This is a genomic window from Neisseria dentiae (genome assembly GCF_014055005.1).
In the GTDB taxonomy this organism is placed as follows: domain Bacteria; phylum Pseudomonadota; class Gammaproteobacteria; order Burkholderiales; family Neisseriaceae; genus Neisseria; species Neisseria dentiae.
This window is the reverse complement of sequence record NZ_CP059570.1, coordinates 238453-264385: the sequence shown is the minus strand read 5'-3', so window position 1 is coordinate 264385 and position 25933 is coordinate 238453. Positions and strand designations below refer to the sequence as shown.

The window sequence follows — 25933 nt, the reverse complement described above, 5'->3', positions numbered from 1 at the left end:
ACCGCTTTACCAAAAGAACCCATCATGCAGATTATCGACACCGTGATTGCCGACGTTAAAATCATCCAGCCCAAAGTGTTCGGCGACGAGCGCGGCTTTTTTCTCGAAACCTTCGAAAAAAACCGCTACCGCGAAATGCTCGGCATCGAAGCCGATTTCGTGCAAGACAACCACTCGCGCTCGCAAAAAGGCGTGCTGCGCGGCCTGCACTTCCAAACCGAAAACCCGCAAGGCAAACTGGTGCGCTGCGTGCGCGGCGAAGTGTTCGACGTGGCCGTAGACATCCGCCCCGACTCACCCACTTTCGGCAAATGGGCGGGCGTGATTCTCAACGAAGACAACAAAACCCAATTCTGGATTCCGCCCGGCCTCGCCCACGGCTTCGCCGTATTGAGCGACACCGCCGACTTCGAATACAAATGCACCGATTTCTACAACCCCAAAGCCGAAGGCTGCCTGATTTGGAACGACCCCGCCGTCGGCATCGACTGGCCGCTGCAAAACCCACTGCTCTCGGCCAAAGACCAGCAAGGCAAAACCCTGGAGGAACTGTTTAAATGAGAATTCTGCTTACCGGCTCCAAAGGCCAACTCGGCCGCTGCTTCAAAGACCGCCTGCCTGAAGATTGGGAAATCATCGCCGCCGACTCGGCCACGCTCGACATCACCGATGCCGCCGCCGTGCTGAACATGGCGCGCAGCTTCCAGCCCGACGCCATCGTCAACGCCGCCGCCTACACCGCCGTTGACCAGGCCGAAAGCGAGCACGACAAAGCCTTCACGGTAAACGGCACCGCCGTACACAACCTCGCCGCCGCCGCCCGCACGGTGAAAGCCCGCTTTATCCACGTTTCCACCGATTACGTATTCGGCGGAAACAGCAAAACGCCCTACACCGAAACCTCGCTGCCCGAACCGGCCGGCGTGTACGGCAAATCCAAACTGGCAGGCGAATTGCTGGCGCTGGCCGCCCACCCCGACAGCGTGATCCTGCGCACCGCCTGGGTGTTCAGCGAGCACGGCAACAACTTCGTTAAAACCATGCTGCGCCTGGCCGCCGAGCGCAGCGAGCTTTCGGTGGTGAGCGACCAAATCGGCAACCCCACCTACGCCGGCGATTTGGCACAAGCCATGATCGACATACTCCGCCGCCCCGCCGCCCCGCGCGGTATCTACCACTTCTGCGGCGACAAACCCGTAAGCTGGTATGAATTTGCCGAGCGCATTTTTCAGACGGCCGCCGGCCACAACCCGGATTTCAAAGCCCCCGTGCTGCACGCCATCGGCACCGAAGCCTACCCCACCCCCGCCCCGCGCCCGTCATACAGCGTGCTCGACTGCAATAAAATCCGCACCGAGCTGGATATCGCCCCATCCGACTGGCAAAAAGCATTGGGCGAAGTGGTCAAACAATTGGCCGGATAAACCGCCGTGCGTCAGCTTGGTAAAACGAGAGGCCGTCTGAACAGTTTTAGACGGTTTGAGACCGTTGCAAAAACCCAAAAACTCCTCTAAATTCCCTTAAAGAATTCAGAGGAGTTTTTTGATGAGCTGCTTATTCCACCAACAAGCCCAAATCATGATGGGCAAACATATCGACAGCTATCCGTTGCTCAAAATTAACCAGCTACTCGATTGGCAGCCCATCGAACAACTTCTCAACCGGCAAAAGACCCGTTACATCCGCGACCACCGCGGTCGCCCCGCCTATCCGCTACTGCCCATGCTCAAAGCCGTATTGCTCGGCCAATGGCACAGCCTTTCCGATCCGGAATTGGAACGCTGTTTAGCCACCCGTCTGGATTTCTACTTCTTCTGCGGGTTTGATGAGGTCTCCTTACCTGACCACAGCACCCTCTGCCGTTTCCGCAATTGGCTGGCACAGGATGACACCTTAGCCCGGCTTCTCGAACTGATTAACTGCCAGCTGACCCAAAAAGGCTTAAAAATAGAGAAAGCCCCGGCGGCAGTAATTGACGCCACCATCATCCAAACTGCCGGAGGCAAACAGCGTCAGGCTATCGAAACCGATGAAAACGGCATCACCGCCGAAACCTTGCCCAGCAAAGACAAGGATGCGCGCTGGGTGAAGAAAGAGGGCAAATTCACCTTGGGCTACAAACAACACACCCGCACCGATTCAGAAGGCTATATCGAGAAACTGCACATCACTCCGGCCAACGCCCATGAATGCAACCATTTCGAACCGCTGTTGGACGGCATCGCACCCGGAACAACCGTCTATGCCGATAAAGGGTATGACAGTAAAGCCAACCGGGAACATCTGCAAAGCAAACAGCTATCCGACGGCATTATGCGTAAGGCACACCGGGGCAAACCTTTAACGGAGCATGAGAAACAGCGCAATACGCAGCTGTCGAAAGTGCGTTATGTGGTCGAGCAAACCTTCGGTACGCTGCACCGGAAGTTCGGCTGTAAAAGAGCGCGTTATTTTGGCTTACGAAAAGTGCTGGCGCAAAGCCATTTGAAAGCGGTGTGCCTGAACCTGTTAAAGGCAGCCAACAGGCTTCGTGTGCCTGCTGCTGCCTGAAAAGGCAATGGACACCCCGATAAAGGGGCTAATTGAGGGAAATATGGACGAGAAACACGTCTGAAAATGCAAAAACGGTTACTTGATTGTTCAAGATAACCGTTTGGATGGGGGGCGCCGGTATTTCGCAAAGGTATCGGCCTTTTGGTTTTGTGATTAACCGGTTGATAAAGAAAAACCTTGCCAGCCCCGACCAAGTTTTGCGAAAGCACCGAGCCATACAAAACCAAACCGATTTGAACCGCCTAAAAATAGCGGGAAATCAAGTCCTGCTCAATGTTTTCGGCCTAACCCCGGTTCGTCGGACAGCAGCCATTCTTCTTCCTGCGTTGCTACCGCATAATCCTCATTGGCCCAAGCACCCAAATCGATCAGTTTGCAGCGCTCGCTGCAAAACGGCCGGAAAGGATTATCGGCAGACCATTCGGTTAACGTGCGGCAGGTCGGGCATTTCACCCATGTGGTTTTTTCGGTCATAAAATCCCCTTTAAATCGGGTCGAAACTGCACATCATCAGTTTGAACGGCACATCGCCCGTTACCGGCCTGCCCCGGGCGTGTTCTTGCGAAGCTTCCAAAAAACGGATATGGGTAACGTATTTGTTGGCCGAAATCTCGGGCAAGGCCCGATACTGCATACCCACCTCGATGGTCAGCATATGGATGCTTTGCGCCAAACTGCTGCTTTGATAACTGCCTTTCTGCGCCACGCAATCAGCGGCAGCGGTATTGCCGCGCAAGATAGCCAGCAGCATGCCGACCGCTTCTTGAGTCGGCAGCAAGGTGGCCGCCCATTTCTGCAAATCGGCCAAACGGTGCGCATGCGGCTGCCGCTGCCAGAAATAATATGCGGGCAAATCGAACGGGCTGGTGCCGCCGGCCACCAGCATACGCTGTTTAATGGCCATCAGCCAATCGTTTTCACGCAGATGCTGGCCGAATTTCTGTTTGATTCCCTGCAAATTCTCGGCCACTGCCTGCAACTGCGCCGATAAAGCGGCCTGCGCACCCTGAATCCTACCGGCCGCCGCAAACTGCCGCTGCCGTTCCAACTCCTGCAAAAGATCCAGCTTTAACTCTGCACGGCCGGCACATTCCATAATTTCAAACAGCGTAAACAATGCCAAATGATGCGGCCACGGGCTGTCTTCCTGCCGCATACTTTCGGTTTGGAAACGGTTGAACAAATGTTCGATGCGTAAAAAACTGCGTACCCGCTCGGAAAGCGGGTGCTCGAAACGGATCATGGGTTTGCTCTCGAAAAACGGGAAAAATAAGCTCGGTAATAACGATGCAGACGTTGCACCTTAACCGCCAACTCTGCCAACGTGCCTTCATTAGGCAAAACATCATCGGCTGCGAGCAGGCGCTCCCTGCGGCACGCCTGCGAAGCCATGATACGCTTGATTTCTCCGGTATCAAGCCCGCTGCGGCTTTGCACGCGCTCGATTTGGGTTGCTTCTGAAACGTCCACCACCAGAATACGGTGGGCCAGCACGGAAAATGCGGGCTGCTCGATCAAAAGCGGAATATCGATTACACCGTAAACCTGTTCCGCCTCACTTTGCCGACGCCGGATCTCCGCCAAAATCAAGGGGTGCATGATACTTTCCAAAACCTGCTTGGCCTGAGGCCGTCTGAACACCCTATCCCGCAATGCGGCACGGTTCAGACGGCCTTTTGTATCAAATAATTCGTTACCGAGCCTCGCTCTTATTTCGGGCAAAGCCGCACCGTGATCCGCCGTTAAGCTGCGGCTGACCTCATCGGCATCAATCACCGGCACCCCCAAGCGGGCAAATTCGGCAGCGGCCTGTGATTTGCCGCTGCCGATTCCTCCGGTCAGTCCTACCCAGTATGTCATGTTCCAAGCACCTCCGAGCCGCTCGGGCTCTCTGCCTGCCGGCGTATCCTCTGCTCTTTCGGCGGTGCGGCTCTTATTTTAAGATCAAGTTTCACACAACGTTGCAAACCACCTTAAAACCCGGAAGCGCCCAACCACCATTTCACCGCAGCGGTGATTTTATCGTTGGCAATAAAAATCAGCCAGCCGGCCATGGCCAAACTCGGACCGAATGCAAACTGCTGGCCTTTGGCCACCCGCATTACCAGCGCGGCAACCACACCGATCAGGGCGGCCATAAATACCAATACGGGCAATACGCCCACTCCCAACCATGCGCCCAGCGCCGCCAACAGCTTGAAGTCACCGCCGCCCATGCCGATTTTGCCGGTGAGCAGCTTGTAAATATAACACAGCAGCCACAAGCTCATATACCCGCACACCGCACCCAGCACAGCCGAAGTAAGCGGCACAAAAGCGCCGTTCAAATTAAACAGCAAACCCAACCATACCAACGGCAGGGTTAATTGATCAGGTAGGTATTGCGTATCGGCATCGATAAAGGTTAAGGCAATCAGCATGGCGGTCAGCACCACGCCGCCCAAAGCAACCACAGTCCATCCGTATTGCCACGCCACTACGGCAAACAATACACCGGTTAACAGCTCTACCAAAGGATAACGCTTGCTGATCGGGGTTTTGCAGCTTCCGCACTTTCCGCCCAACAACAAATAGCTGACCACCGGAATATTTTGCCAAGGTTTGACCGGAGCATGACACTTCGGACAGCGGGAATCCGGTTTAATCAGATTGAAAGGCTGCCGTTCTTCGGCCGTAAGCACCAAACCCAGGTGTTCTTTGGCAAATGCCGTCCATCCGCGCTCCATCATCACCGGCACGCGGTAAATCACCACATTTAAAAAACTGCCTGTCAGCAAACCGAACAAAGCGGCCAAAGGCACCGCGAAGGGTGCCAGCTCTTGAAGAAAATCCAGCATATCAGCCCACCACATTACCAAGGTTGAACAGGGGCAGATACATCGCAACCAAAATCACGCCGATAATCGAACCGAGCACCACCATGATAATCGGCTCCATCAGCGATGAAAGCTGGGCAACGGCATTATCCACCTCGTCTTCATAAAATTCGGCGGCTTTATTCAGCATATCGTCCAATGAGCCTGATTCTTCGCCGATGGCAGCCATCTGCAACACCATATTGGGGAACATATCGGTACCCTGCATACTGGAAGTCAGCGACAAACCCTGAGTAACTTTGGCGCGAATATCCTGTGTGGCTTCTTCATAAAGAATATTGCCCGCCGCGCCGGATACCGAATCCAACACTTCCACCAAAGGCACGCCGGCAGTAAACAATGTGGCAGTAGTGCGTGCCCAGCGTGCAATCGTGGCCTTGCGCACAATATCACCGAAAATCGGCAGCTTGAGCAAAGCCGCATCAACCCGCTTTTGCAGCATGGGCGATCTTTTATACCACTGATACAGGCCGAAACCGACCGCAATGGTACCGACCACGATTACCCAGGCATACTTCACCATCAAGTCCGACATGTTCATTACGATTTGGGTTAACCCGGGCAACTCCGCCCCCATGCTGCTATATACTTTACCGAACTCCGGCAACACGAACACCATCATGATAAACACCAGCACAACGGCCACCACCACAATGGCAATCGGATAAGTTAGCGCGCTCTTCACTTTCTTTTTGATGGCTTGGGTTTTTTCTTTATACACCGCCAATTTGTCCAGCAATGATTCGAGCACGCCGCCCGCCTCACCGGCGGCAATCAGATTGCAATAAAAACGGTCGAAATATTTGGGGTGTTTGGAGAACGCCTTACCCAACGCGCTGCCCTGTTCCACATCGGCACGCACCTGCATCAGCATTTGCGTCATGGAAGGGTTGGAGTGGCCGCGCGCCACGATTTCAAACGCCTGCATCAAAGGCAAACCGGCCTTCATCATGGTGGCGAGCTGGCGGGTGAATACGGTAATGTCTTCTTGGGTGATGCGCTTTTTGCGTACCGCTTTAACCTTGCTCACGCGTAACGGCTTGATACCGCGCCGCTGTAACTTTTTGCGTGCTTCTTCTTCGTTTTTGGCCACCACTTCACCGCGCACCATTTGCTCGGTATCTATGTTTCTGCCTTCAAAAGAAAAACGCACGCCCTTGTCTTTTTTGGCCGAGCGGCTGCCAATATTGCTTTTAATCATGTTTACCCCTTAAATAATCAACTGTTTTCCGAGAGCTGCCGAGAATCAACTTGCAAAATGTTTTTAACAAAAACGGCAGGTGCAAAGCAAAAAACACAGCAAGGCAGATGCCCTGCCGGTATTTTTAACGCAGCAAATGGCTGTTTTGAAAAAATACCGCTGCAATGTCAATCGTCAACCGGCTCCGGTTAATTAATCGTTAGTGTGAGCCAAAACCTCTTCTAAAGAAGTAATCCCCTGCATCACTTTCAACAAACCGGCACGACGCAGATCCACCATACCTTCTTTATAGGCCATATTCATAATATCTACTTCGGTGCCGTTATTCATAATCACCCGCTGCATTTCTTCGGTAATCGGCATCACTTCATACACACCGGCACGGCCTTTATAGCCTTTTCCGCGGCAGCTGTCGCACCCGACCGCACGATACATCGTCCAATCTTTAGCCAGATCTTCATCTGTAAAGCCGGCTTTTTTCAAGGCAGGCACCGGCGGGCGCTCCATCGGCGTTTTACATGCCGGGCACAAACGGCGCAGCAGACGTTGCGCCATAATCAGGCTGACCGAACTGGCGATATTGAAAGGCGCCACCCCCATATTCAGCATACGCGACAAAGTGGCCGGGGCGTTATTGGTGTGCAGTGTGGAAAATACCATGTGGCCCGTTTGCGCAGCTTTAATGGCAATATCCGCAGTTTCCAAATCACGAATCTCACCCACCATAATGATATCCGGGTCTTGGCGCAGAAACGATTTCAATGCTGCCGCAAAAGTTAACCCCTGTTTGTCGTTCACGTTAACCTGATTGATGCCGGGCAGATTGATCTCTGCGGGGTCTTCCGCCGTAGCAATATTTACACTTTCGGTATTCAGAATATTCAAACAGGTATAAAGCGACACGGTTTTACCGGAGCCGGTGGGGCCGGTTACCAGCACCATGCCGTAAGGACGGTGAATAGCCTCGAGCAGCATTTCTTTTTGAAAAGGTTCGAAACCGAGTTGGTCGATATTAAGCGAGCCGGCATCCGAATTCAAAATACGCATCACCACTTTTTCGCCGAACAAGGTAGGCAGCGTGCTGACACGGAAATCGATCGGGCGGCCGTGTTTATGGAAGGCAATTTGAATACGGCCGTCTTGCGGCACGCGCTTTTCCGAAATATCCAAACGTGCCATCACTTTGATGCGCGAAGCCAGCTGGCCGCGCACCGCCACCGGAGGTTGCACCACCTCCCGAAGCTGGCCGTCGACACGGAAACGCACCCGCGCCATCTGTTCGTAAAACTCAAAATGGATATCGGATGCGCCGGCATTCAATGCATCGGAAAGCGTTTTGTGGATAAAGCGCGGAATCGGCCCGTCTTCCGCCTCTTCATTATCGATATATAACGCTTGTGCAGGAGCGGAAGCATCATGCTCCTTGCTCATTTCGTTCAAAATAGAAGTAGACCGCTGCCCCAACCACTCGAGCAAAGTGCTCAGCTGGTCGTCGCACACCACCACTAAATCAACCGATATACCTGAAGCAAAAGCGATTTTTTGGAAATTTTGAATCTGGGTAGGGTCAGACACCGCAAAATAAACTTTTCTACCCCGCTGAAAAATCGGAATACAGCGGTTTTGCAGCATCTGCTCTTCTGAAAGCACATCCGAAAGGATATTGCTGCGCGGATAATGGCGCAGATCCAACAGCGGATAGCTGAACACCCGCGCCAACAACTCCCCCAGCGCTTTAGGTGTAATCACGCCCTCCTCAAACAACATAGGAAGAATAGATTTATCGCTTTTTAATACGCTTTGATACCGCTCTACTTGTGCGGCATCGACAATCTGGCTTTGCACCAATACTCTTAATATACCGACGCTCATTTTTGTTATTCCTGCTTGACTGCCTGCCTGATACACAGGCAATTGCCATTATTATTAAATATGCCATTATACGGCATCATATGGTGATTTGCCGCCCGACATAAAACCCGCAATGCTGTTTCATACCCGATAAAACTATCTCGGTAAAAACAGTGCCATTATAAGCGAACAGGCCGGGTAAACCTACCCGGCCTGCGTTGAAATATATTCAATTTAATATTTATTCGGCGTAAAAACAACAGATAAAAAAATAACCGCATCATTGCGGTAAATGGTGGCCAGAGGCGGGATCGAACCGCCGACACACGGATTTTCAATCCGTTGCTCTACCAACTGAGCTATCTGGCCGTGCCTGAAGAGATGCGTATTAAAACAGAATCAGCCATACGGCGCAAGCATTTTGTTAAAAAAGTGCGCCGTTTCAAGCTAAGCGGCTATTTTTTCTGAAAATAAAACTGGTATTGTTGTTTACAGCATGCACAAATATGCCGACGCTGTTTATTTACTGCAAATATTTTTGCCCAAAACACCGATTATCTGTAATATAAACCGAATATCCTATGTGGGTAAGGTTTGATTATCACACTATTTTTTATTTATCAAAAATAATCAATATCTTGAAAATCAAACTGCCACGATATCCAAATAATGATAAACACCGTGCCGTGTGTGATTCTCTTTTCTCCAAATAGGGATTTTTTATGAGCATTGTCGCCATTGATATACATCCGCAGAAAACGTTTTCAGAACTCTGCCCGAACGAGCTTCCCGTACCGGGCGCGCTTTCTATTGTTCCCCATCTCAACCGCCAAGCAGCTTGGGCGCATTACCGGGTATTAACCAAAGATGCCCACAGCCCGCACGAGCCGTGGCAGATCGACAACCAAGAACACTATCTGCCGCTGGAAAACGCCGGCGACTGGGTCAGCCATGCGGTTTTGGGCACCGAAGGTTATGAAAACCTGCCCGGCCTGCCCTTGCCCGACAACTATCATTTTCTGGTGCATATCGGGCTGGAAAGTCACACCCACACTTTCGGCGCCTGTTTTCACGATATGTCTGAAAACATCAGCACCGGCCTGATAGAATGGCTGGCCAGCCGTAATGCAAAAACCTTGATTGTCGGCGGGCTGGCAACCGAATATTGTGTGCAGGCAACCGTGTTGCAGCTTTGCTGGTATGGAAAATGGCGCGTGATTGTTAATTTAGATGCCTGCCGCAGCCTGAATGCGAAAGAAGAACAGCAGGCTATCCGCAATATGGAAAAGGCCGGCGCCCTGATTGTGCACCACACCGACGATATTCCCGCCCTGCTGGCTTAAAATCCGGCCGTTAAAGCAGCTTCGTTTCGATAACAAGCTGCTTTCCCTTTTAATAAGGAACAAACCTTTACCATTGTTTTCAGACGGCCGTCTGAAACAATATTTTTAGCAAAAATGGTACTCGAGGGCTTGAATTTACCGCGCCCAGCCCTATTTTGCCTCTCGTTCAAAACAAAATACTGCGCACACGTTTGCCGTGCAGTATTTCCTTTCTTAACAGCCTTATATTCAGGCATTTGTTTTTATTATCTATTTTGGAGCATACGCATGACTATCCGCCCCCTGCACGACCGTGTAGTCGTTAAACGCTTGGAAGCTGAAGAAAAAACCGCATCAGGCATCGTATTGCCGGGTGCCGCCGCCGAAAAACCCGATATGGGCGAAGTAATCGCCGTCGGCGCGGGTAAAATCGGCCGCGACGGCAACCGCCGCCCGCTCGACGTAAAAGTCGGCGACAAAATCATCTTCGGCAAATACAGCGGCCAAACCGTGAAAGCCGACGGCGAAGAGCTGTTGGTAATGCGCGAAGAAGATATTTTCGGCATCGTAGAATAAAAGGCCAAAGGCCGTCTGAAAATGTTTTCAGACGGCCAAACAAAGAAAAACCCATTTTAATTCAATTAACTGGAGCATATAGATTATGGCAGCAAAAGACGTACAGTTCGGCAATGAAGTCCGCCAGAAAATGGTTAAAGGCGTAAACGTATTGGCCGACGCAGTAAAAGTAACCTTAGGCCCCAAAGGCCGCAACGTTGTGCTCGACCGCGCCTTCGGCGGCCCGCACATCACTAAAGACGGCGTAACCGTAGCCAAAGAAATCGAATTGAAAGACAAATTCGAAAACATGGGCGCGCAAATGGTAAAAGAAGTGGCGTCCAAAACCAACGACGTAGCCGGCGACGGCACCACCACCGCCACCGTTTTGGCGCAAGCCATCGTGGCCGAAGGCATGAAATACGTTACCGCAGGCATGAACCCCACCGACCTGAAGCGCGGCATCGACAAAGCCGTGGCCGCTTTGGTAGAAGAGCTGAAAAACATTGCCAAACCCTGCGACACTTCTAAAGAAATCGCCCAAGTGGGCGCCATTTCCGCCAACTCCGACGAACAAGTCGGCGCCATCATCGCCGAAGCAATGGAAAAAGTGGGCAAAGAAGGCGTGATTACCGTTGAAGACGGCAAATCGCTGGAAAACGAGCTGGACGTGGTGGAAGGCATGCAGTTCGACCGCGGCTACCTGTCGCCCTATTTCATCAACGAGCCGGAAAAACAAATCGCCGCCCTCGACAACCCCTTCGTGCTGCTGTTTGACAAAAAAATCAGCAACATCCGCGACCTGCTGCCCGTTTTGGAGCAAATCGCCAAAACCAGCCGGCCGCTCTTGATTATCGCCGAAGACGTGGAAGGCGAAGCGCTGGCCACTTTGGTGGTGAACAACCTGCGCGGTATTCTGAAAACCGTTGCCGTTAAAGCGCCCGGCTTCGGCGACCGCCGCAAAGCCATGCTGCAAGACATCGCCATTCTCACCGGCGGCACCGTGATTGCCGAAGAAGTGGGCCTGTCTTTGGAAAAAGCCACGCTGGAAGATTTGGGCCAAGCCAAACGCATCGAGATCGGCAAAGAAAACACCACCATTATCGACGGCTTCGGCGATGCCGCCCTGATTGACGCCCGCGTGGCCGAAATCCGCCAGCAAATCGAAACCGCCACCAGCGATTACGACAAAGAAAAACTGCAAGAGCGTGTAGCCAAACTGGCCGGCGGCGTGGCCGTGATTAAAGTCGGCGCCGCCACCGAAGTGGAAATGAAAGAGAAAAAAGACCGCGTTGACGACGCCCTGCACGCCACCCGCGCCGCAGTGGAAGAAGGCATCGTGGCCGGCGGCGGCGTAGCCCTGCTGCGTGCCCGTGCGGCTTTGTCTAAAGTGGAAACTTCCAACGCCGACCAAGACGCAGGCGTACAAATCGTTTTGCGCGCAGTAGAATCTCCACTGCGCCAAATCGTGAAAAACGCCGGCGGCGAGCCGAGCGTGGTGGTGAACAAAGTGCTGGAAGGCAAAGGCAACTACGGCTATAACGCCGGCAACGACAGCTACGGCGATATGCTGGAAATGGGCGTACTCGATCCTGCCAAAGTAACCCGTTCTGCATTGCAGCATGCCGCTTCCATCGCGGGCCTGATGCTGACCACCGACTGCATGATTGCCGAAATCCCCGAAGACAAACCCGCAGTCCCCGATATGGGCGGCATGGGTGGTATGGGCGGCATGGGCATGATGTAAGGCCGTCTGAAAGCATAACTGCACTATTCAATACCCGTACGATGCAAATCGTGCGGGTATTTTATATAGCGAGCTACTTAATTTTCGGCACAAGGCAACAAATCAAAGGCTGAGATCTTTGCAAAACTACCTTGAGGCCGTCTGAAATGCTTAAATCCCGTCATTCCCGCCTACGCGGGAATGACGAGACACAAACCTTTTCAGGGTTTAATTGTTTTTTTGCAAATGTCTCAGCCTGAAACCCTTGCAAAATGCCCAAAGGCCGTCTGAAAAATATTTCAGACGGCCTTTGGCTTACATTTGTGCATTGTAATATTGATACGCTTCATCCATATTATCAAACCGGTGCAAATGCCCTGCTTCCAACACCATCGCATTATCGCAATACTGCTTCATCGCACTGGGGCTGTGCGACACCAGAATAATCGAACGGTCGCGGCGTTTTTCAAACAATTCGTAACGGCATTTTTCTGAAAAGCGCGAGTCGCCCACGGCAATCACTTCGTCAATCAGGTAGCAATCGAACTCCACCGCCAGCGACAGCGCAAAGGCCAGCCGCGCCTTCATACCCGAAGAATAACGTTTTACCGGCTCATAAAGATATTGGCCCAGCTCTGAAAATTCTTCGGTAAACGCTTTCACATAATCTATATCAACATTATAAATACGGCAGATAAAACGCAGATTGTCCATGCCGGTGAGGCTGCCCTGAAATGCGCCGGAAAACGCCAACGGCCACGAAATGCTCATGGTGCGTTTGATTTCGCCCTTGGTCGGCGGCTCCACACCGCTGATCAAGCGGATTAAAGTGGACTTACCCGCGCCGTTGCGGCCGAGAATGCCGATTTTTTCACCTTTTTGCAGTGTGAAGTTGATGTCGTTCAACACCGTCCGCATTCCGTTGCGGGTTTGGTATTGTTTATAAACGTGTTCGACGGAAATCATTGCGGCTCCACCCCTTTGCTGAATTTGGCCACCATGGCCAAGCCGATAAACAGCAACACCAAATCACACAGCAGCAGATACCACGGGTTTCCCATCGTTATCGCGGAACTGCCGAAATAGCCGTGGCGGAACATTTCCGTGCCGTGCACCATCGGAATCCACAACACATATTCCTGCACCTGCTGCGGCAGCGACGATACAAAGAAAAACGCCCCCGAAAGCGGCAGCATCACAAAGCTCGCCGTGTTCCAAAGTTTGCCGAAAGCGTCGAATTTAAACGCAACCGAACACACCACCAGCCCCAAGCCCAGTGCAAACAAAGCCATCAATACCCAAGCCAACAGCATATAGAAAATATCGGCGGGCATTTCAACCCAGCGCACGGCAACCAGTATGGCAACAATAACGATTTGCGCCACCGTTGCACCCGCCACTTCGAGCAGAACACGCGAAAAAATTGTGTCCAACACCCGCACGTTGCGGTGGTAAAGCAGGCTCATATTGGCGGAAATCGCACCGATGGCGCGGTTGGAAGCATTGCGCCACATCATCGCCATCGGATAGCCGGTCAACGCAAACGCCACGATATTCAGCGATGAAACCTGGTCGGCACGCAGAAACTTCCACATACCCACAATAAACGCCGTCATCAGCAGCGGCTCGACAAACAACCACAAAAAACCGATATTGTTGCGCCCGTAGCGGGTAATGATTTCACGCATCAGCAACGCGCCGATCACCCGCCCCTGTATGGCCAGCGATTCTTTAAATGAAGTTTCGTGCAAGGCTTTCATCAATTTTTATGCTCTCTCACACTGGCCGTAAGCAGGCTGATGATGCCGTAAACCATCAGGCCGATAAAGAAAGTGGCGATGATGTTATAAAGCCGGTGAGGCTTCAACGCCATATCGGGGCGGCTCGGCTGCGACACCACTTCGAGATAAAGCTGTTTGCGGTCGGCTTCCGCTTTGGCGCTTTCCAACGAGGCGATGGCTGCGGCCAATTGCTTTTCCGCCAATTCGTTTTCTAAAAACAAGCGCTGGTAAGCGGCCGCCTGCGCGGTAATCGAATTATCACCCCCGCCCGAAATCATCTGCATCTGCTGTTTGATTTCGCGTTTCAGGCTTTTTTCACGCGCCTGCAAGCCCGAAAGCTGCGGGTTTTCAGGCGTTACCGCACGCACTTGGTCGAGCTGGGTTTGAATCACGATCAATTCGTCTTGCAGCTTCGACACCAATCCCATTTGCGCTTCCGATTGGGTTTTCAAATCGAAAATGCCGTTTTTGGTGCGGTAAACCGCCATATCTTCCGCAGCAGTCTTAACGCGCTCTTCGGCCACCGTTACGTTCTGCTCGGCCTGTGCAATGGTATCTTTGCGCGCACGGGCATTCAGCTTGTTAATCAACTCTTCGCCACGGCTCAATAAAGCCGCGTTGATTTGCTGAGACTCCGCCGCATCAAACGACTCCACGCTCAGCGTGGAAATGCCGGAAACCGGATCAAACGCAATATTGACCTTGCCTTTGTAGTACTGATAAAAGGCCTCGTTGGCATTCCACAAACCGAAACCGTTGAAACGGCTGAAAATATCGCCCTTATTTTCATAAAAAGAACGCACCGGCAACGCTTTTTCCAACGCCGTTAACGCCGAACGGGAACCCATATATTCGCGCACGGTATAAGTATCGTCCTGCGCACGCGAAAAGCCCGCGTTTTGCAGCAGCGCGCCCAAGCCGCTAACCGAAGCCTGGTTACTGGGCGAACGCACTACGAAGCTCGATTCAGACACATAGCGGTCTGAAGCCCAAGCCGAAAAATAAACCAGCGAACAGGCCGTCGGAATAATCACCGTAACCCAAAACAGTTTGCCGAACTTTTTCACTCGGAATTTCTTACCCTTTTGCGGCGTATCCGCCGAATAGGCCGCCTTAGCGGCGGCCGCTTTTTTTACTTCTTCTGATACTTGAGTGTTTTCCGTATCCACTTTTTGCTCAGACATTTTCACGCTTTCCGGTTAATTACCTAAATCATTAATACTGTTCGCACCGCTGATAATCGGCGAGAACACAAATTGCAGGAATTTCTGAATTTCAGCCACAGGCGCATTCGACACATAAACAATATCCTTGTCTTTCACAGGAAAGCGTTGCAACCAAAACAAAGAATTCGGATCCAGCAGATTCATGCGGTAAACCGTAGGCACATCCATCGCCAAATCGTAACCCTTGCCCAGCCACTTATCCTGCTCGCCCTGCGGCAGCGCAGAAACAGGCTGGTAGCGGAACACAAACACACCCTCGGCATTAGAACGCCTGTCTTGCAAGCCGCCCACCGCACCGATGGCCTCACCCAAATTCATGCCCTTGGCCGAAAACGGCACCTGCTGATTGCGCCCCAACGCACCCAAAGCCGTAAAACTCAAAGGCTTGGAAAGCAAAGTCAGCACATCGCCCGGGCGCAGCACCACATTTTGCGCCGCATCCGCCGTTACCGTTTCCAAAGCAACCGTGCGCACCGTATTACCGCGCGTGAGCTGAACGGAAATATCCTGCACACCGCTGTCGGTGCCGCCCACTGCCGCCACCGCATCCAGCACGCGCTCGTGATGCCCGGTAAGCGGCATACGGATACTGCGCCCCGCACGGATCACCGTTACATTGCTCGAATTATTCTGCGCCACACGCACCATCGCCTGAGGCTGGTTCGCCATTTTTTTCAGACGGCCTACGATTTCCTGCTGGATTCTGGCCGGTGTTTTACCGCTCACCGCCACATTGCCCAAAAACGGCACCGAAACCATTCCCTTCGTATCCACCACCTGCGGCGGCAGGCTTACCATTTGCGCAGAACCCGAGCCAACCGAATTCAGCGCCCCGCCGAACAGCACCGCCGGCGCCGCTTCCCACAGCGTAATTTCCAACACATCACCGGCGCCTACCGCATCGGCAAAACCCGAATGGTGCGTTGCCAAATCGGCTAACGACTGCCCTTTTCCGGCGGCATACAGTGCGGAAATCACCCGCTCGTCGATATCGACCACGGCAACATCAGGCACAGACACCTGCGCCTGCTGGTTTTGCAAACCCATCACCTTAGTCCGGTTCGGCCCCGATGTTGGCAAATTACCACACCCCGACAACACCAATAAAACAATACAGCTTTTCAGCAGCTTAAAACGAGTCATCAACAAACTTTCTTTACAAAAGCAAACAAAATGCGCTTGAAATTCAAGCGCCGCATTTTACCACTTTACAACCATTGTCAGCACAGTAACCAAAAATATTTTAACAAAATACCAATCATTTGCTGAAAAATAAAAAAACAAGATAACAAAATTTTTCAAAACTATAACAAATTACACTATAATGCAGTCAATTCAAAAACATATGCCAACGTTTTACTTGCCCGATAAGAAAGGTTAAACCGTGGAAAAAACCAATAACACCACCGATAGTGCTCTAACATTTGCATCATTCAATGACCCCTTTCCCCTTAACGCCCACAACGGAATCTTCCATTCAGGCACCCCTGCCAAAAAACTGCTGATCGTATTCGGCACCCGCCCCGAAGCCATCAAAATGGCTCCTTTGGTTGAGGGTTTGAAAAAAAGAAACGCAGACTTCCGTGTCTGCGTAACTGCCCAACACCGCCAAATGCTTGACCAAGTGTTGGAATTGTTCGACATTGTGCCCGACTATGATTTGGACATCATGAGCAGCAAACAAACGCTGTCTACCGTAAACTCCGCCATTTTAGAAAAAATCCAACCCGTTTTAGACGACTACAAACCCGATGTTGTTTTTGTGCACGGCGACACCGCCACCACCTTGGCAACCGCCTTAGCCGCTTATTACAACCAAATCGATATCGCCCATGTCGAAGCGGGTTTGCGTACCAACGATATCTATTCGCCCTGGCCTGAAGAAGGTAACCGCAAACTCACCGGAGCCATTGCCAAATATCATTTTGCCCCTACCGAAAGCACCAAAAGCAACCTGCTTCGCGAAGGCGTTGCGTCTACAGGAATATATGTAACCGGAAACACCGTTATCGACGCCCTGTTTCTGGCCTGCCACAAAATCGACAGCAAAAAAGAATTGATGCAGCAATATGCCGGGCAATTCGCCTTTTTAGGCAGCGGCAAAATCGTGCTGATTACCGGACACCGCAGAGAAAATTTCGGCGAAGGCTTTGAAAACATCTGCCAAGCCATTTCAAAGCTGGCAGACCAACACGCCGACGTGCAGTTTGTTTATCCCGTCCATCTGAATCCGAACGTGCGCGAGCCCGTTAACCGCCTGCTCACAGGCAAACGCAATGTTCACCTGATAGAGCCTTTAGATTATTTGGCCTTTGTTTATCTGATGAGAATGTCCCACCTGATTCTTACCGACTCCGGCGGCATTCAAGAAGAAGCCCCGTCTTTAGGCAAACCCGTATTAGTGATGCGTGACACAACAGAGCGGCCCGAAGCCGTGGCGGCGGGCACCGTCAAACTGGTCGGCACCTCCCAAGAAACCATTATCGAACAAGTGGGCCTGCTGCTAACCGATACCGCCGAATACGAAAAGATGGCCGGTGCACACAACCCCTATGGAAACGGAACGGCCGCAGACCAAATTTTATCGGTATTTACCGAACAACCGGCAACCGAACAACAACTCGCAATTTAACAAGGAAAGCGCAATGCAAACTTTTCAAACCATTTCCGTTATCGGTTTAGGCTATATCGGCCTGCCCACCGCCGCTGCTTTTGCCGGCCACGGCGTGAAAGTTATCGGCGTAGATGTCAACCAACACGCCGTCGACACCATCAACCAGGGGAAAATCCACATTGTCGAGCCCGACTTGGATACCGCCGTGCACCAGTGCGTTAACAATGGCACACTCAAAGCCACTTTAACCCCCGAGCCTGCCGAAGCATTTTTAATCGCCGTTCCCACCCCGTTTAAAGGCAACGATTACGAACCCGACTTAAGCTACATCGAAGCAGCCAGCAAAGCCATTGCTCCGGTTTTGAAAAAAGGCGACTTAGTGATTTTAGAATCCACCTCGCCCGTTGGCGCCACCGAACAAATGTCTGCCTGGCTGGCCGCAGAACGCCCCGACTTAAGCTTTCCACAACAAAAAGGCGAAGATTCCGATATCCGGATCGCCCACTGCCCCGAGCGCGTGCTTCCCGGCCAAGTAATGCGCGAATTGATTGAAAACGACCGCATCATAGGCGGCATGACCTCGAAATGCTCGGAACAAGCCGTAGCCCTGTATAAAACTTTTGTAAAAGGCGACTGCATTATTACCAATGCCCGCACAGCCGAAATGTGCAAACTAACCGAAAACTCTTTCCGCGACGTAAACATCGCCTTTGCCAACGAACTTTCCATTATTTGCGACAAACTGGATATCAACGTGTGGGAATTGATTTCGCTCGCCAACCGCCACCCCCGTGTCAACATCCTGCAACCGGGCTGCGGCGTAGGCGGCCACTGCATTGCCGTCGATCCGTGGTTTATCGTTAACAAAACACCCGACTTAGCCAAACTGATCCACACCGCACGCCTCGTAAACGATGGCAAGCCTGAATGGGTTATCGGCAAAATAAACGATGCAGTAATCGAAGCTTTGCAGAAAAACCCTAGCAAAACCATTGCAGACATCAAAATCGCCTGCTTGGGATTAGCATTCAAACCCGATATCGACGACTTGCGCGAAAGCCCGGCCTTAAAGATTACCGAGCAACTGGCAGAAAAATATCCCAATCAGATTTTGGCCGTTGAACCAAACGTTGAAACCCTACCTGCCAAACTTGCGGCCCAAAATATCCGCCACGCCAAATTGAACCAAGCATTGGAAGAAGCCGATGTTTTGGTGGTTTTGGTTGACCACAAAGAATTTAAAGCGATTCAGACGGCCTCTGTGGATGCGGTTATTGTAGATACAAAAGGTATTTTGTAAGCATCAAATTTAAATGCTAAGTTCAGATGATTTCTAAATAAGTTTTATGGATTGGCTTTCGAGCAGGTATCAGCATCTTATCCCTTGATGAATTCCCCAATCCATAAAACTATGGCAGCAAAAACAAAATTATTCTATATATAATTATTAAGTTACCCATATGAATAAAATAGATTTAGATAATTTAAAAAGCCGTTTCCATCAGGAAAATATACAACTCAATGATACACAGCTTGAAAAAACTGTTAAATTGTTTACTGAGTTCTCAAACAGTATTCACAAAGAGCAAGAAAAAAAAATCAATCAATTACAAGATGAGCTATATCATTTACGCGTAGAAAAAAGCAAATACCAACTGTTATTGACTCAACGCTTTCAAGATAAAAACAACCAAACAATTGCTTATCAATTTGGACGACTAATACTAGATTTTTTTAAAAACCCAATTCGTAACTTCATTACCCCAAATGCCCTATTATCGATTTATATACAATATTTAAACCGAAAAGCAAAAAAAAATCCACATACATTTTTTGAAAGAAAATGTATGGAATGGTTTAAGCATTTAGAGGCTAGCAAACCAATTGATGATACATTCGACACATTGGTGCATACCCCTACCTCTTCTGCGGAACAACAGAACCTTAAAGCAATATCTATAAATAACACCCCCACTAAAAAGCGTAAAGCACTGAAACGCAACTTCACCCATAAAAAAGCTAAAGAACTGAAAGTTGCCATCATTTTAGACGAGTTCAGCTTCAATTCATTCAAAGACGAATTTACGCCACTAATTATTACACCAAGTAATTGGAAAATGGTTTTTGCGCAGCAGAAACCCGACTTGTTTTTTTGTGAATCCGCTTGGAGCGGTACAGATAGTGTTAATAGACCTTGGAAAGGGAAAATTTATGCCAGTGTAAATTTTCCAAAGGAAAACCGTAATGAATTACTTGAAATCTTAGATTACTGTAATACACACGGTATTCCAACCATATTTTGGAATAAAGAAGACCCGACTCATTATCCCGACCGTGTCCATGATTTTGTAAAAACAGCCTGCCTGTTTGACTTTGTCTTTACAACCGCCCAAGAGTGTGTAGAACAATACAAACAGGAATACGGCCTTGAAAATGTATATGCTTTGCCGTTTGCAACCAATCCGGTAGTTTTCAACCCTATCGACAACCCTGAAACCCCACGTACAGAAAAGATAGTGTTCGCAGGGAGTTGGTATGCAAACCATATTGAACGTTCCAAAACAATGCACAAATTGTTTGATAACTTAATCGGCAACGGTTATGAGCTGGAATTTTATAATCGATACTATAACGACAATGATCCAAACCACTTAATTCCCGAACAATATCGGAAATATGAAAAACCAAGCGTTCCCAATAAGGAAACCAGCCGTATTTATAAATCCAGCCTATTCGGTTTGAATTTGAATACTGTTGTAGATTCCGAAACTATGTTTGCCAGACGGGTATTTGAACTGATGTCTAGCAACACTTTGGTATTATCGAACCATTCCAAAGGAATGGAAAAAATGTTTGGCAATAATGTACTTTTTCTAGATACAGAGCCGAGCCGCCTAAAAGCTTTAACTCATAAGGAAATTGAGCGAATTAGAGAGGAGAATCTGAATAATGTTTTGGCAAACCACACTTATCAAAAACGCTTTGAAAGTATCTTAAATACTGTAGGAGTCATCTATGATAAAGAACAAGAAAAAATCACTCTAACCGTCAAAATATCAAATACAGAACAACTGCAAGAAGAAATCCGCCTATTTCAACAAAAGTTCCGTGATGATAAATACCGCCTGCTTGCCGTATTGACTGACGCAATTTCTGATTTAGATGCTGCCGAGCTTTATTCGGAGCTCAACTATCAGAAAATCAATATACTTGCTGAGTCTTATGTCAAGCGTTATGGTAATGAGCGTTCCAAATATTTAGAAACACCGTATTTTGTTCTAACCGATAGTTTAAAAGCTTTGGAGCATGCCACTATTGATAAAGCCCTATTGCATAGCAGTTATATTTCAGACAACTACATCGCACTTAACGCTCATAGAAAACAAAAATATATATTTGAACCTAAAATGAAAATGAACCATATTTTTGCACCTGCACAAAAATTTACCGAGGCTATAACTTACTTTAACCAAACAGTAGATTATCCCATTTACTACATCAGCAAACAGGAGAGTGAATGATGAATATCAGTATCATTATTCCCTGTTACAATGCTATTGGTAAGGTAGAAGCCTGCATCGCATCTCTAAAAAATATCGATTATCCAGACTCACAATATGAAGTTATTTTTGTAGATGATTGCTCCAAAGACGGCACATTGGCATATCTAAACGAGCAAGCAGCACAACATCCCAATTGGAAAGTGCTGAAAATGAACCAAAATAGCGGTTCGCCTTCCGAACCCCGCAATCTCGGTATATCTCATGCAGTCGGTGAGTATATTTTTTTCCTTGATTGTGATGATGAAATTTTTAGTGATACATTGAGCATACATATGCAGGCTGCCAAACAGCAGAATGCAGATATTGTGCGCGGCTATCTTATTGTGAATGATGGCAACAAACATTTTCCTGCCAATCGAATTTTAGAAAATATTGATAGCTTAAGCAAAAATGAAATAATTGAGACCATTATTCGCAAGCAAAGCACAACCGTACCCAGCCTGATTAAACGCAGTTTACTAAAAAAACACCAAATCAAATGGCACTCTGATCTCAGAATGGGGGAAGATACGATTTATTTAGCTGACGTATTGTCCGTTGCCAACCGCATTATCTACATCGATCACCCAACATTTATTTATAACAAAAAAATCAATGAAGAAGCCTCTTCAACGCAAAGCTATGGCTCCCGCGAACTAAAAAACCATTTAACTGTTTGGCAAACAGCCCAAGAGAAGCTCGCCAAGCAAGGCGTAGATTATTATACAGCCCGCCTGCAAGTTGGTTTGCAAACAGCAATCCAATCCATGATTACCTATAACCGCTTTGACATTAGCGAAAACGACTTCATCGAGTTTTCTAAGTTTATAAATAAAAACAAACAGTTAATAAATAGCTTTAACTACAATACGCGTATTAAAAGCGTATTAAACGAAATTTACAATAGCAATTACCAAGGTTTTCTCGAAGCTATTAAACTCAGGTTAGTCATAGCCGGCTATGATTTGAAATTTATCAAACCCGTTTTACCGGAGTTGGAAAAATACTATCAAATTCAAGTAGATGAATGGTCCGGACACAATGATCACAACGAGCAACACAGCGAAAAATGTTTACAATGGGCAGAGATCGTATTTTGTGAATGGATGCTGGGTAACGCCGTATGGTATAGCCAACGGATTAAAGAGAGCCAAAAGCTCTTTATCCGCATGCACCGTTTTGAACTGACAACTTCTTGGTTCAAACAAATAGACTTCACAAAAGTCAACCGTGTGTTTGCCGTATCACTCTATTTCTTTGAGAAACTGGTGGAATATACCCGTATTTCCCGCTCGCAAGCCTGTCTGTTGCCCAATTATTTGGATAGTAATGATTATGAGCGTTCCGAAAGTGAAGAGAAGCTCTTCAATCTTGGGATTATCGGTATCCTGCCTTCAAGAAAAGGCTACCTGAATGCACTGAAATTATTGAAGAATCTTGTCAATAAAGACAAAAAATACCGCCTATACGTTTATGGGAAAATGCCGGAAGAACTGCCTTGGGTAAAAAGCAATCCGACGGAAATGGCTTATTTCAATGAATGCAAACGGTTTATTGAGCAAAATAATTTACAGGAACACGTTATCGTTAAAGGTTGGGTTAACGTTAAAACAGAATTGAAAAATATCGGCTTTATCTTATCCACAAGCGATAACGAAGAAATCCCGGAAAGCTTCCATATTGCACCAGCAGATGGCTTCTCGGCAGGGAACCAAGGCGTATTGTTGGATTGGAATGGCGTAGAATATATCTATCCGAAAAAATATATATTCGACTCACTTGAGCTAATGACAGAACATATTCATGCCCAAAATACATTAAATAAATTCAACCGCTATAATCAACAAGGTTTGGAAATGATTCAAGAGCGTTACTCAGTAGAAGCCTTTGTCAAACAGCTTCGGCGACAGTTCCGCATTTCTGCAACCCTCTTCCCGACTGCACCTGCACCAAGAGAGGACGATACAGCAAACCGAAAATGCCTTGTAGTAATTAACAATCGCAAACTCACCGCCGAAGGTATTGTTATCGAATTACCCAAAGAAGCACAAAGCAACTGTAAATTAATCTTGGAATACAGCCTAAAAATTTCCGCTAACACCAGAGTTAATGCTGCTTTGGTTGCCCTTAAATCAGCCAATACAGAACCCGTATCAGGTTTTAAGTTATCCAATCTCAAAGAAATCGGTCTGTATAAATATCTGAATACAACAGCCGGCGGACAAAGCCATTTTTTAGAAATAACATTATCTAAAAACAATATGGTTGAGCAATTGAAGTTGAATTTATGGCAACGAGATACAGAGATTAACATTGACTTTATCAGAATAAGTAAATTTTAGATTATAAGGAATGAATTATGGCAATTTTTTTAGCTAAATTTTCAAAAGTTAATAATTATTCAGAATCAATATTAAAAAATGAAAATATCTTTAAAAAGTATCTTCCGTCAGAGCCTAAAAACATAGAAAAATTTAATATTGGCAAATGTGAGGCTATTGTTTTTTATTTTGATGCAGCATTAGATAGAAGTGTTGTTACCAATATCCATCAGAAAGAGATTGTCTTATGCCATGGGTATGGGGATCACAATCTGGAAAATAAAATTAGTAACGCCTTCGAAAGCAAACTTCCACTAGATTTATCACAATTTCCTGAAGCATTTTGTGCGATCAAACTTACCGAAGATCAAATAAGTTTTGGTAGTTCTGGGGTAGGTATAGACCCTCTATTCTATTACCAAGATGATGAGCAACTGATTGTAACAAATCGACATAATTTGTTAGGAAATTGGGTAAGAGCGCCTGAATTAAGGAAACAGGCACTAGCTTGGACGATTGGTAGATCTCACATAGGTGATTTTGGAACATATTGGAATGAAATTAAGAAAACCATACCAGGTTGCACATATATTGCTTCCGAACAAAGCTTATTTCAATATAAATTGAATTATGCTTCTTTATATCGCTCTGTTTCAAATCATGAAATTTCTGATTATATTGAAGATGTTGCTAATAGCTTTTGTAATATTATCGACAGCTCCGATAGAGGATTAAGATTTTGGCTTAGCGGGGGCAAAGATAGTCGTGCCATAGTCGGATTACTATCAAAAGCAAAACGCTTTAAAGATATTTCTTTTAGCACATTCGGAGAAAAATTCCAACCAGACGTTATGTCTGCACAACTTTTAGCTAAAGAATTGAATATTTCCCATAGACATATTATTCATCCCTCATCGATGTCTATGCCAACAGTTAATATAGCAAAAGAAATTTCTTTTGATTTATTAACAGACTCTGTAGGTAGCTCACTTGCAGATTTTAGAAAGATAACATTCTCAGATATGTTAATTATTGGCGGACATGAGAATGGATTTAAGGCATTGGGAAATAAATTAGATTTTCCTGAATATATTCAAAATAGGAGATACTGGGCAGATAATCTTGGAACACTTAATACTGATATGTTTGATGATATCAATGGTTGGTATCAGCAGCAATTGAAAGAAGTTTTGGAAGGTTGCCCTAAATCACGCTACCCTCAAATAGATGCTATTTTATTTAGAAATGGCACTTATTTAAGTGGTGCACAGATTAATTCCCATATTTCACGTAGTGAAATTCATCCATTCTTGGATGGTCGTATGATGAGATTGTTATTAGGTGTTTCTGATGAAGCATTAAATAACCAACTTATCCACTACATAATGATGAGAAAATCTGATGCAATTTTAGAAAAAATACCATTTGCCAACGATAGATGGCCGGCAGATACTCAACAGATTGCAAACAGCATTAATCTTCCTTTTAGAGCAACCCCAGATATACCGTATTTATTTCAACCTTATTTTCCTTCATCAAAAGTTTTTGGAGGGTATTCTTGGCGGTTAGAGCTAATTGAAAGAACCAAACATTTTGTTTTGCAATATCTTTATGACAATAGAGATTTTTTTGACTTTGTGAATTTTAAACGAATTCAGGAATTAAGCGAAAGAAATCCAAACTCGCTAAATATCACGTCTATTTATTATCATTTATCTTTATTAAAGGTTTGCCTGATACATTATTTTAATAACGAAGATACATTATTTGATTTCTCAAAAAGAGAAATTATTGAAAGTAAAATTTCTACGCTATTTAATGCTAGTGAAATTAGACATACAGATACCCCTGAAAAGCAGATTATCGAAGCATATAAAACTAAATTAAATAATTATGAAGCTGCAATAGCAGAAGTAGCAGAACGTGATAGAAAATCCGCTACAATTTTACAAACAAAAATTAATTTAAGTATAGCAATAACATTATCTAAAATTCTCATTAATGATAATCAAAAATTAAAATCAGAATTAGATAAGTTAGGGTTTAATCTTTTGCCTAAAGATGGTTTATACATTGGTAAAATCCACAAAAGCTGCCCTGCTCAAGTTAATGGTTATATGTTAAGTATCCTAAATGAGAAAAATAAAGTTTTAATTGCATTGAAAGGTACCTCCAAAAATCATACTGTAGAAGGGTTTTCTTGGTCAGAGCATGGGAAGTTTTGGTTTAGATATATCAATACAAACTTGGATAACATTGAATTTGATATTCAAATTCCAGCTTTAGAAGCTGATTGTGAAATACATCTGATACCGTGGTATCCCCAATCAGATATATATACATCAAATATTACAATTGGTTAAAT

The 25933-nt window shown here is 47.4% G+C and carries 21 protein-coding genes and 1 tRNA gene; 11 read left to right on the top strand and 11 right to left on the bottom strand.

The features are described from left to right. Positions 1–24 precede the first annotated feature (24 nt). The 3 genes from rfbC (at position 25) to H3L92_RS01180 (ending at position 2550) form a co-directional block, all read left to right on the top strand. Positions 25–561 carry a dTDP-4-dehydrorhamnose 3,5-epimerase gene (rfbC, locus tag H3L92_RS01190; RefSeq protein ID WP_085365139.1) on the top strand — a complete coding sequence of 179 codons (537 nt, stop codon included), beginning with the start codon at positions 25–27 and terminating at the stop codon, positions 559–561. Continuing rightward, entirely contained in the window at positions 558–1424 is an 867-nt protein-coding gene (gene rfbD, locus H3L92_RS01185; RefSeq protein ID WP_085365140.1) for a dTDP-4-dehydrorhamnose reductase, read from the top strand. Before rfbC ends, rfbD begins: the two co-directional genes overlap by 4 nt. A 121-nt stretch (positions 1425–1545) precedes the next feature. Beyond that, positions 1546–2550 carry an IS5 family transposase gene (locus tag H3L92_RS01180; RefSeq protein WP_174222533.1) on the top strand — a complete coding sequence of 335 codons (1005 nt, stop codon included), beginning with the start codon at positions 1546–1548 and terminating at the stop codon, positions 2548–2550. A 273-nt stretch (positions 2551–2823) separates the two neighbouring features. On the opposite strand, the gene yacG is transcribed toward H3L92_RS01180, so the two are convergent. The 7 genes from yacG to H3L92_RS01145 all read right to left on the bottom strand — a co-directional run bounded on the left by yacG (position 2824) and on the right by H3L92_RS01145 (position 8850). Then, entirely contained in the window at positions 2824–3027 is a 204-nt protein-coding gene (gene yacG / locus H3L92_RS01175) for a DNA gyrase inhibitor YacG (protein WP_085366436.1), read from the bottom strand. A 10-nt stretch (positions 3028–3037) separates the two neighbouring features. Beyond that, a complete protein-coding gene (zapD, locus tag H3L92_RS01170) occupies positions 3038–3796 on the bottom strand; it encodes a cell division protein ZapD (RefSeq protein ID WP_085366434.1) in 759 nt (252 codons plus the stop codon). Then, positions 3793–4413 (bottom strand): dephospho-CoA kinase, encoded by a 621-nt coding sequence (gene coaE / locus H3L92_RS01165; protein ID WP_085366432.1) that lies wholly within the window; start codon positions 4411–4413, stop codon positions 3793–3795. Before coaE ends, zapD begins: the two co-directional genes overlap by 4 nt. 113 nt (positions 4414–4526) lie before the next feature. After that, positions 4527–5390, bottom strand: coding sequence for a prepilin peptidase (locus tag H3L92_RS01160; RefSeq protein ID WP_085366430.1), 864 nt, complete (start codon positions 5388–5390; stop codon positions 4527–4529). A 1-nt stretch (position 5391) separates the two neighbouring features. Continuing rightward, entirely contained in the window at positions 5392–6630 is a 1239-nt protein-coding gene (locus H3L92_RS01155; protein ID WP_085366428.1) for a type II secretion system F family protein, read from the bottom strand. Positions 6631–6822: 192 nt separating this feature from the next. Beyond that, positions 6823–8502 carry a type IV-A pilus assembly ATPase PilB gene (gene pilB / locus H3L92_RS01150; protein ID WP_085366426.1) on the bottom strand — a complete coding sequence of 560 codons (1680 nt, stop codon included), beginning with the start codon at positions 8500–8502 and terminating at the stop codon, positions 6823–6825. Between the two features lie 272 nt (positions 8503–8774). Then, positions 8775–8850 (bottom strand) — tRNA-Phe (locus tag H3L92_RS01145). A 353-nt stretch (positions 8851–9203) separates the two neighbouring features. On the opposite strand from H3L92_RS01145, the gene H3L92_RS01140 reads away from it, so the two are divergent. The 3 genes from H3L92_RS01140 (at position 9204) to groL (ending at position 12105) form a co-directional block, all read left to right on the top strand. Further along, positions 9204–9824, top strand: coding sequence for an isochorismatase family protein (locus tag H3L92_RS01140; RefSeq protein ID WP_085366424.1), 621 nt, complete (start codon positions 9204–9206; stop codon positions 9822–9824). Between the two features lie 267 nt (positions 9825–10091). Then, positions 10092–10379 carry a co-chaperone GroES gene (gene groES / locus H3L92_RS01135; RefSeq protein ID WP_085366422.1) on the top strand — a complete coding sequence of 96 codons (288 nt, stop codon included), beginning with the start codon at positions 10092–10094 and terminating at the stop codon, positions 10377–10379. Between the two features lie 85 nt (positions 10380–10464). Further along, complete coding sequence (gene groL / locus H3L92_RS01130) at positions 10465–12105, top strand: chaperonin GroEL (RefSeq protein WP_085366420.1); 1641 nt, start codon at positions 10465–10467, stop codon at positions 12103–12105. A gap of 294 nt (positions 12106–12399) precedes the next feature. Here the strand turns inward: groL and H3L92_RS01125 are convergent, their stop codons facing one another. The 4 genes from H3L92_RS01125 to H3L92_RS01110 are packed head-to-tail and all read right to left on the bottom strand — an operon-like array spanning position 12400 to position 16234. Continuing rightward, complete coding sequence (locus H3L92_RS01125) at positions 12400–13050, bottom strand: ABC transporter ATP-binding protein (RefSeq protein ID WP_085366418.1); 651 nt, start codon at positions 13048–13050, stop codon at positions 12400–12402. After that, positions 13047–13844: an ABC transporter permease gene (locus H3L92_RS01120; RefSeq protein WP_085366416.1), complete on the bottom strand. Its 798-nt coding sequence runs from the start codon at positions 13842–13844 to the stop codon at positions 13047–13049. Before H3L92_RS01120 ends, H3L92_RS01125 begins: the two co-directional genes overlap by 4 nt. After that, the gene (locus tag H3L92_RS01115; protein ID WP_115336269.1) at positions 13844–15049 is read right to left on the bottom strand and encodes a capsule biosynthesis protein; all 1206 of its coding nucleotides are present in this window, start codon (positions 15047–15049) and stop codon (positions 13844–13846) included. The genes H3L92_RS01120 and H3L92_RS01115 overlap by 1 nt, the downstream gene beginning before the upstream one ends. A 15-nt stretch (positions 15050–15064) precedes the next feature. Beyond that, a complete protein-coding gene (locus H3L92_RS01110) occupies positions 15065–16234 on the bottom strand; it encodes a polysaccharide biosynthesis/export family protein (protein WP_085366412.1) in 1170 nt (389 codons plus the stop codon). Positions 16235–16475: 241 nt separating this feature from the next. Here H3L92_RS01110 and wecB point away from each other — a divergent pair, with 241 nt between their 5' ends. The 5 genes from wecB (at position 16476) to H3L92_RS01085 (ending at position 25931) form a co-directional block, all read left to right on the top strand. After that, the gene (gene wecB, locus H3L92_RS01105; RefSeq protein WP_310648957.1) at positions 16476–17723 is read left to right on the top strand and encodes a non-hydrolyzing UDP-N-acetylglucosamine 2-epimerase; all 1248 of its coding nucleotides are present in this window, start codon (positions 16476–16478) and stop codon (positions 17721–17723) included. A 13-nt stretch (positions 17724–17736) separates the two neighbouring features. Continuing rightward, positions 17737–19005: a UDP-N-acetyl-D-mannosamine dehydrogenase gene (gene wecC, locus H3L92_RS01100; protein WP_085366410.1), complete on the top strand. Its 1269-nt coding sequence runs from the start codon at positions 17737–17739 to the stop codon at positions 19003–19005. Positions 19006–19165: 160 nt separating this feature from the next. Continuing rightward, the gene (locus H3L92_RS01095; RefSeq protein ID WP_085366408.1) at positions 19166–21226 is read left to right on the top strand and encodes a CgeB family protein; all 2061 of its coding nucleotides are present in this window, start codon (positions 19166–19168) and stop codon (positions 21224–21226) included. Then, entirely contained in the window at positions 21223–23589 is a 2367-nt protein-coding gene (locus tag H3L92_RS01090; RefSeq protein ID WP_085366406.1) for a glycosyltransferase, read from the top strand. Before H3L92_RS01095 ends, H3L92_RS01090 begins: the two co-directional genes overlap by 4 nt. Positions 23590–23606: 17 nt before the next feature. After that, on the top strand, positions 23607–25931 hold the full coding sequence (locus H3L92_RS01085; RefSeq protein ID WP_085366404.1) for an asparagine synthetase B family protein: 2325 nt from the start codon (positions 23607–23609) through the stop codon (positions 25929–25931). The last annotated feature ends 2 nt before the right edge of the window (positions 25932–25933 follow it).

Bases quoted from the DNA above. Each gene is read 5' to 3' on its own strand.
- H3L92_RS01115 (WP_115336269.1), bottom strand. From the start codon at position 15,049: ATGTCTGAGCAAAAAGTGGATACGGAAAACACTCAAGTATCAGAAGAA.
- H3L92_RS01090 (WP_085366406.1), top strand. From the start codon at position 21,223: ATGATGAATATCAGTATCATTATTCCCTGTTACAATGCTATTGGTAAG.
- rfbC (WP_085365139.1), top strand. From the start codon at position 25: ATGCAGATTATCGACACCGTGATTGCCGACGTTAAAATCATCCAGCCC.
- H3L92_RS01125 (WP_085366418.1), bottom strand. From the start codon at position 13,050: ATGATTTCCGTCGAACACGTTTATAAACAATACCAAACCCGCAACGGA.
- groES (WP_085366422.1), top strand. From the start codon at position 10,092: ATGACTATCCGCCCCCTGCACGACCGTGTAGTCGTTAAACGCTTGGAA.
- H3L92_RS01155 (WP_085366428.1), bottom strand. From the start codon at position 6,630: ATGATTAAAAGCAATATTGGCAGCCGCTCGGCCAAAAAAGACAAGGGC.
- H3L92_RS01095 (WP_085366408.1), top strand. From the start codon at position 19,166: ATGAATAAAATAGATTTAGATAATTTAAAAAGCCGTTTCCATCAGGAA.
- H3L92_RS01110 (WP_085366412.1), bottom strand. From the start codon at position 16,234: ATGACTCGTTTTAAGCTGCTGAAAAGCTGTATTGTTTTATTGGTGTTG.
- H3L92_RS01140 (WP_085366424.1), top strand. From the start codon at position 9,204: ATGAGCATTGTCGCCATTGATATACATCCGCAGAAAACGTTTTCAGAA.
- coaE (WP_085366432.1), bottom strand. From the start codon at position 4,413: ATGACATACTGGGTAGGACTGACCGGAGGAATCGGCAGCGGCAAATCA.
- wecC (WP_085366410.1), top strand. From the start codon at position 17,737: ATGCAAACTTTTCAAACCATTTCCGTTATCGGTTTAGGCTATATCGGC.
- rfbD (WP_085365140.1), top strand. From the start codon at position 558: ATGAGAATTCTGCTTACCGGCTCCAAAGGCCAACTCGGCCGCTGCTTC.
- zapD (WP_085366434.1), bottom strand. From the start codon at position 3,796: ATGATCCGTTTCGAGCACCCGCTTTCCGAGCGGGTACGCAGTTTTTTA.
- H3L92_RS01120 (WP_085366416.1), bottom strand. From the start codon at position 13,844: ATGAAAGCCTTGCACGAAACTTCATTTAAAGAATCGCTGGCCATACAG.
- groL (WP_085366420.1), top strand. From the start codon at position 10,465: ATGGCAGCAAAAGACGTACAGTTCGGCAATGAAGTCCGCCAGAAAATG.
- yacG (WP_085366436.1), bottom strand. From the start codon at position 3,027: ATGACCGAAAAAACCACATGGGTGAAATGCCCGACCTGCCGCACGTTA.
- pilB (WP_085366426.1), bottom strand. From the start codon at position 8,502: ATGAGCGTCGGTATATTAAGAGTATTGGTGCAAAGCCAGATTGTCGAT.
- H3L92_RS01160 (WP_085366430.1), bottom strand. From the start codon at position 5,390: ATGCTGGATTTTCTTCAAGAGCTGGCACCCTTCGCGGTGCCTTTGGCC.
- H3L92_RS01180 (WP_174222533.1), top strand. From the start codon at position 1,546: ATGAGCTGCTTATTCCACCAACAAGCCCAAATCATGATGGGCAAACAT.
- H3L92_RS01085 (WP_085366404.1), top strand. From the start codon at position 23,607: ATGGCAATTTTTTTAGCTAAATTTTCAAAAGTTAATAATTATTCAGAA.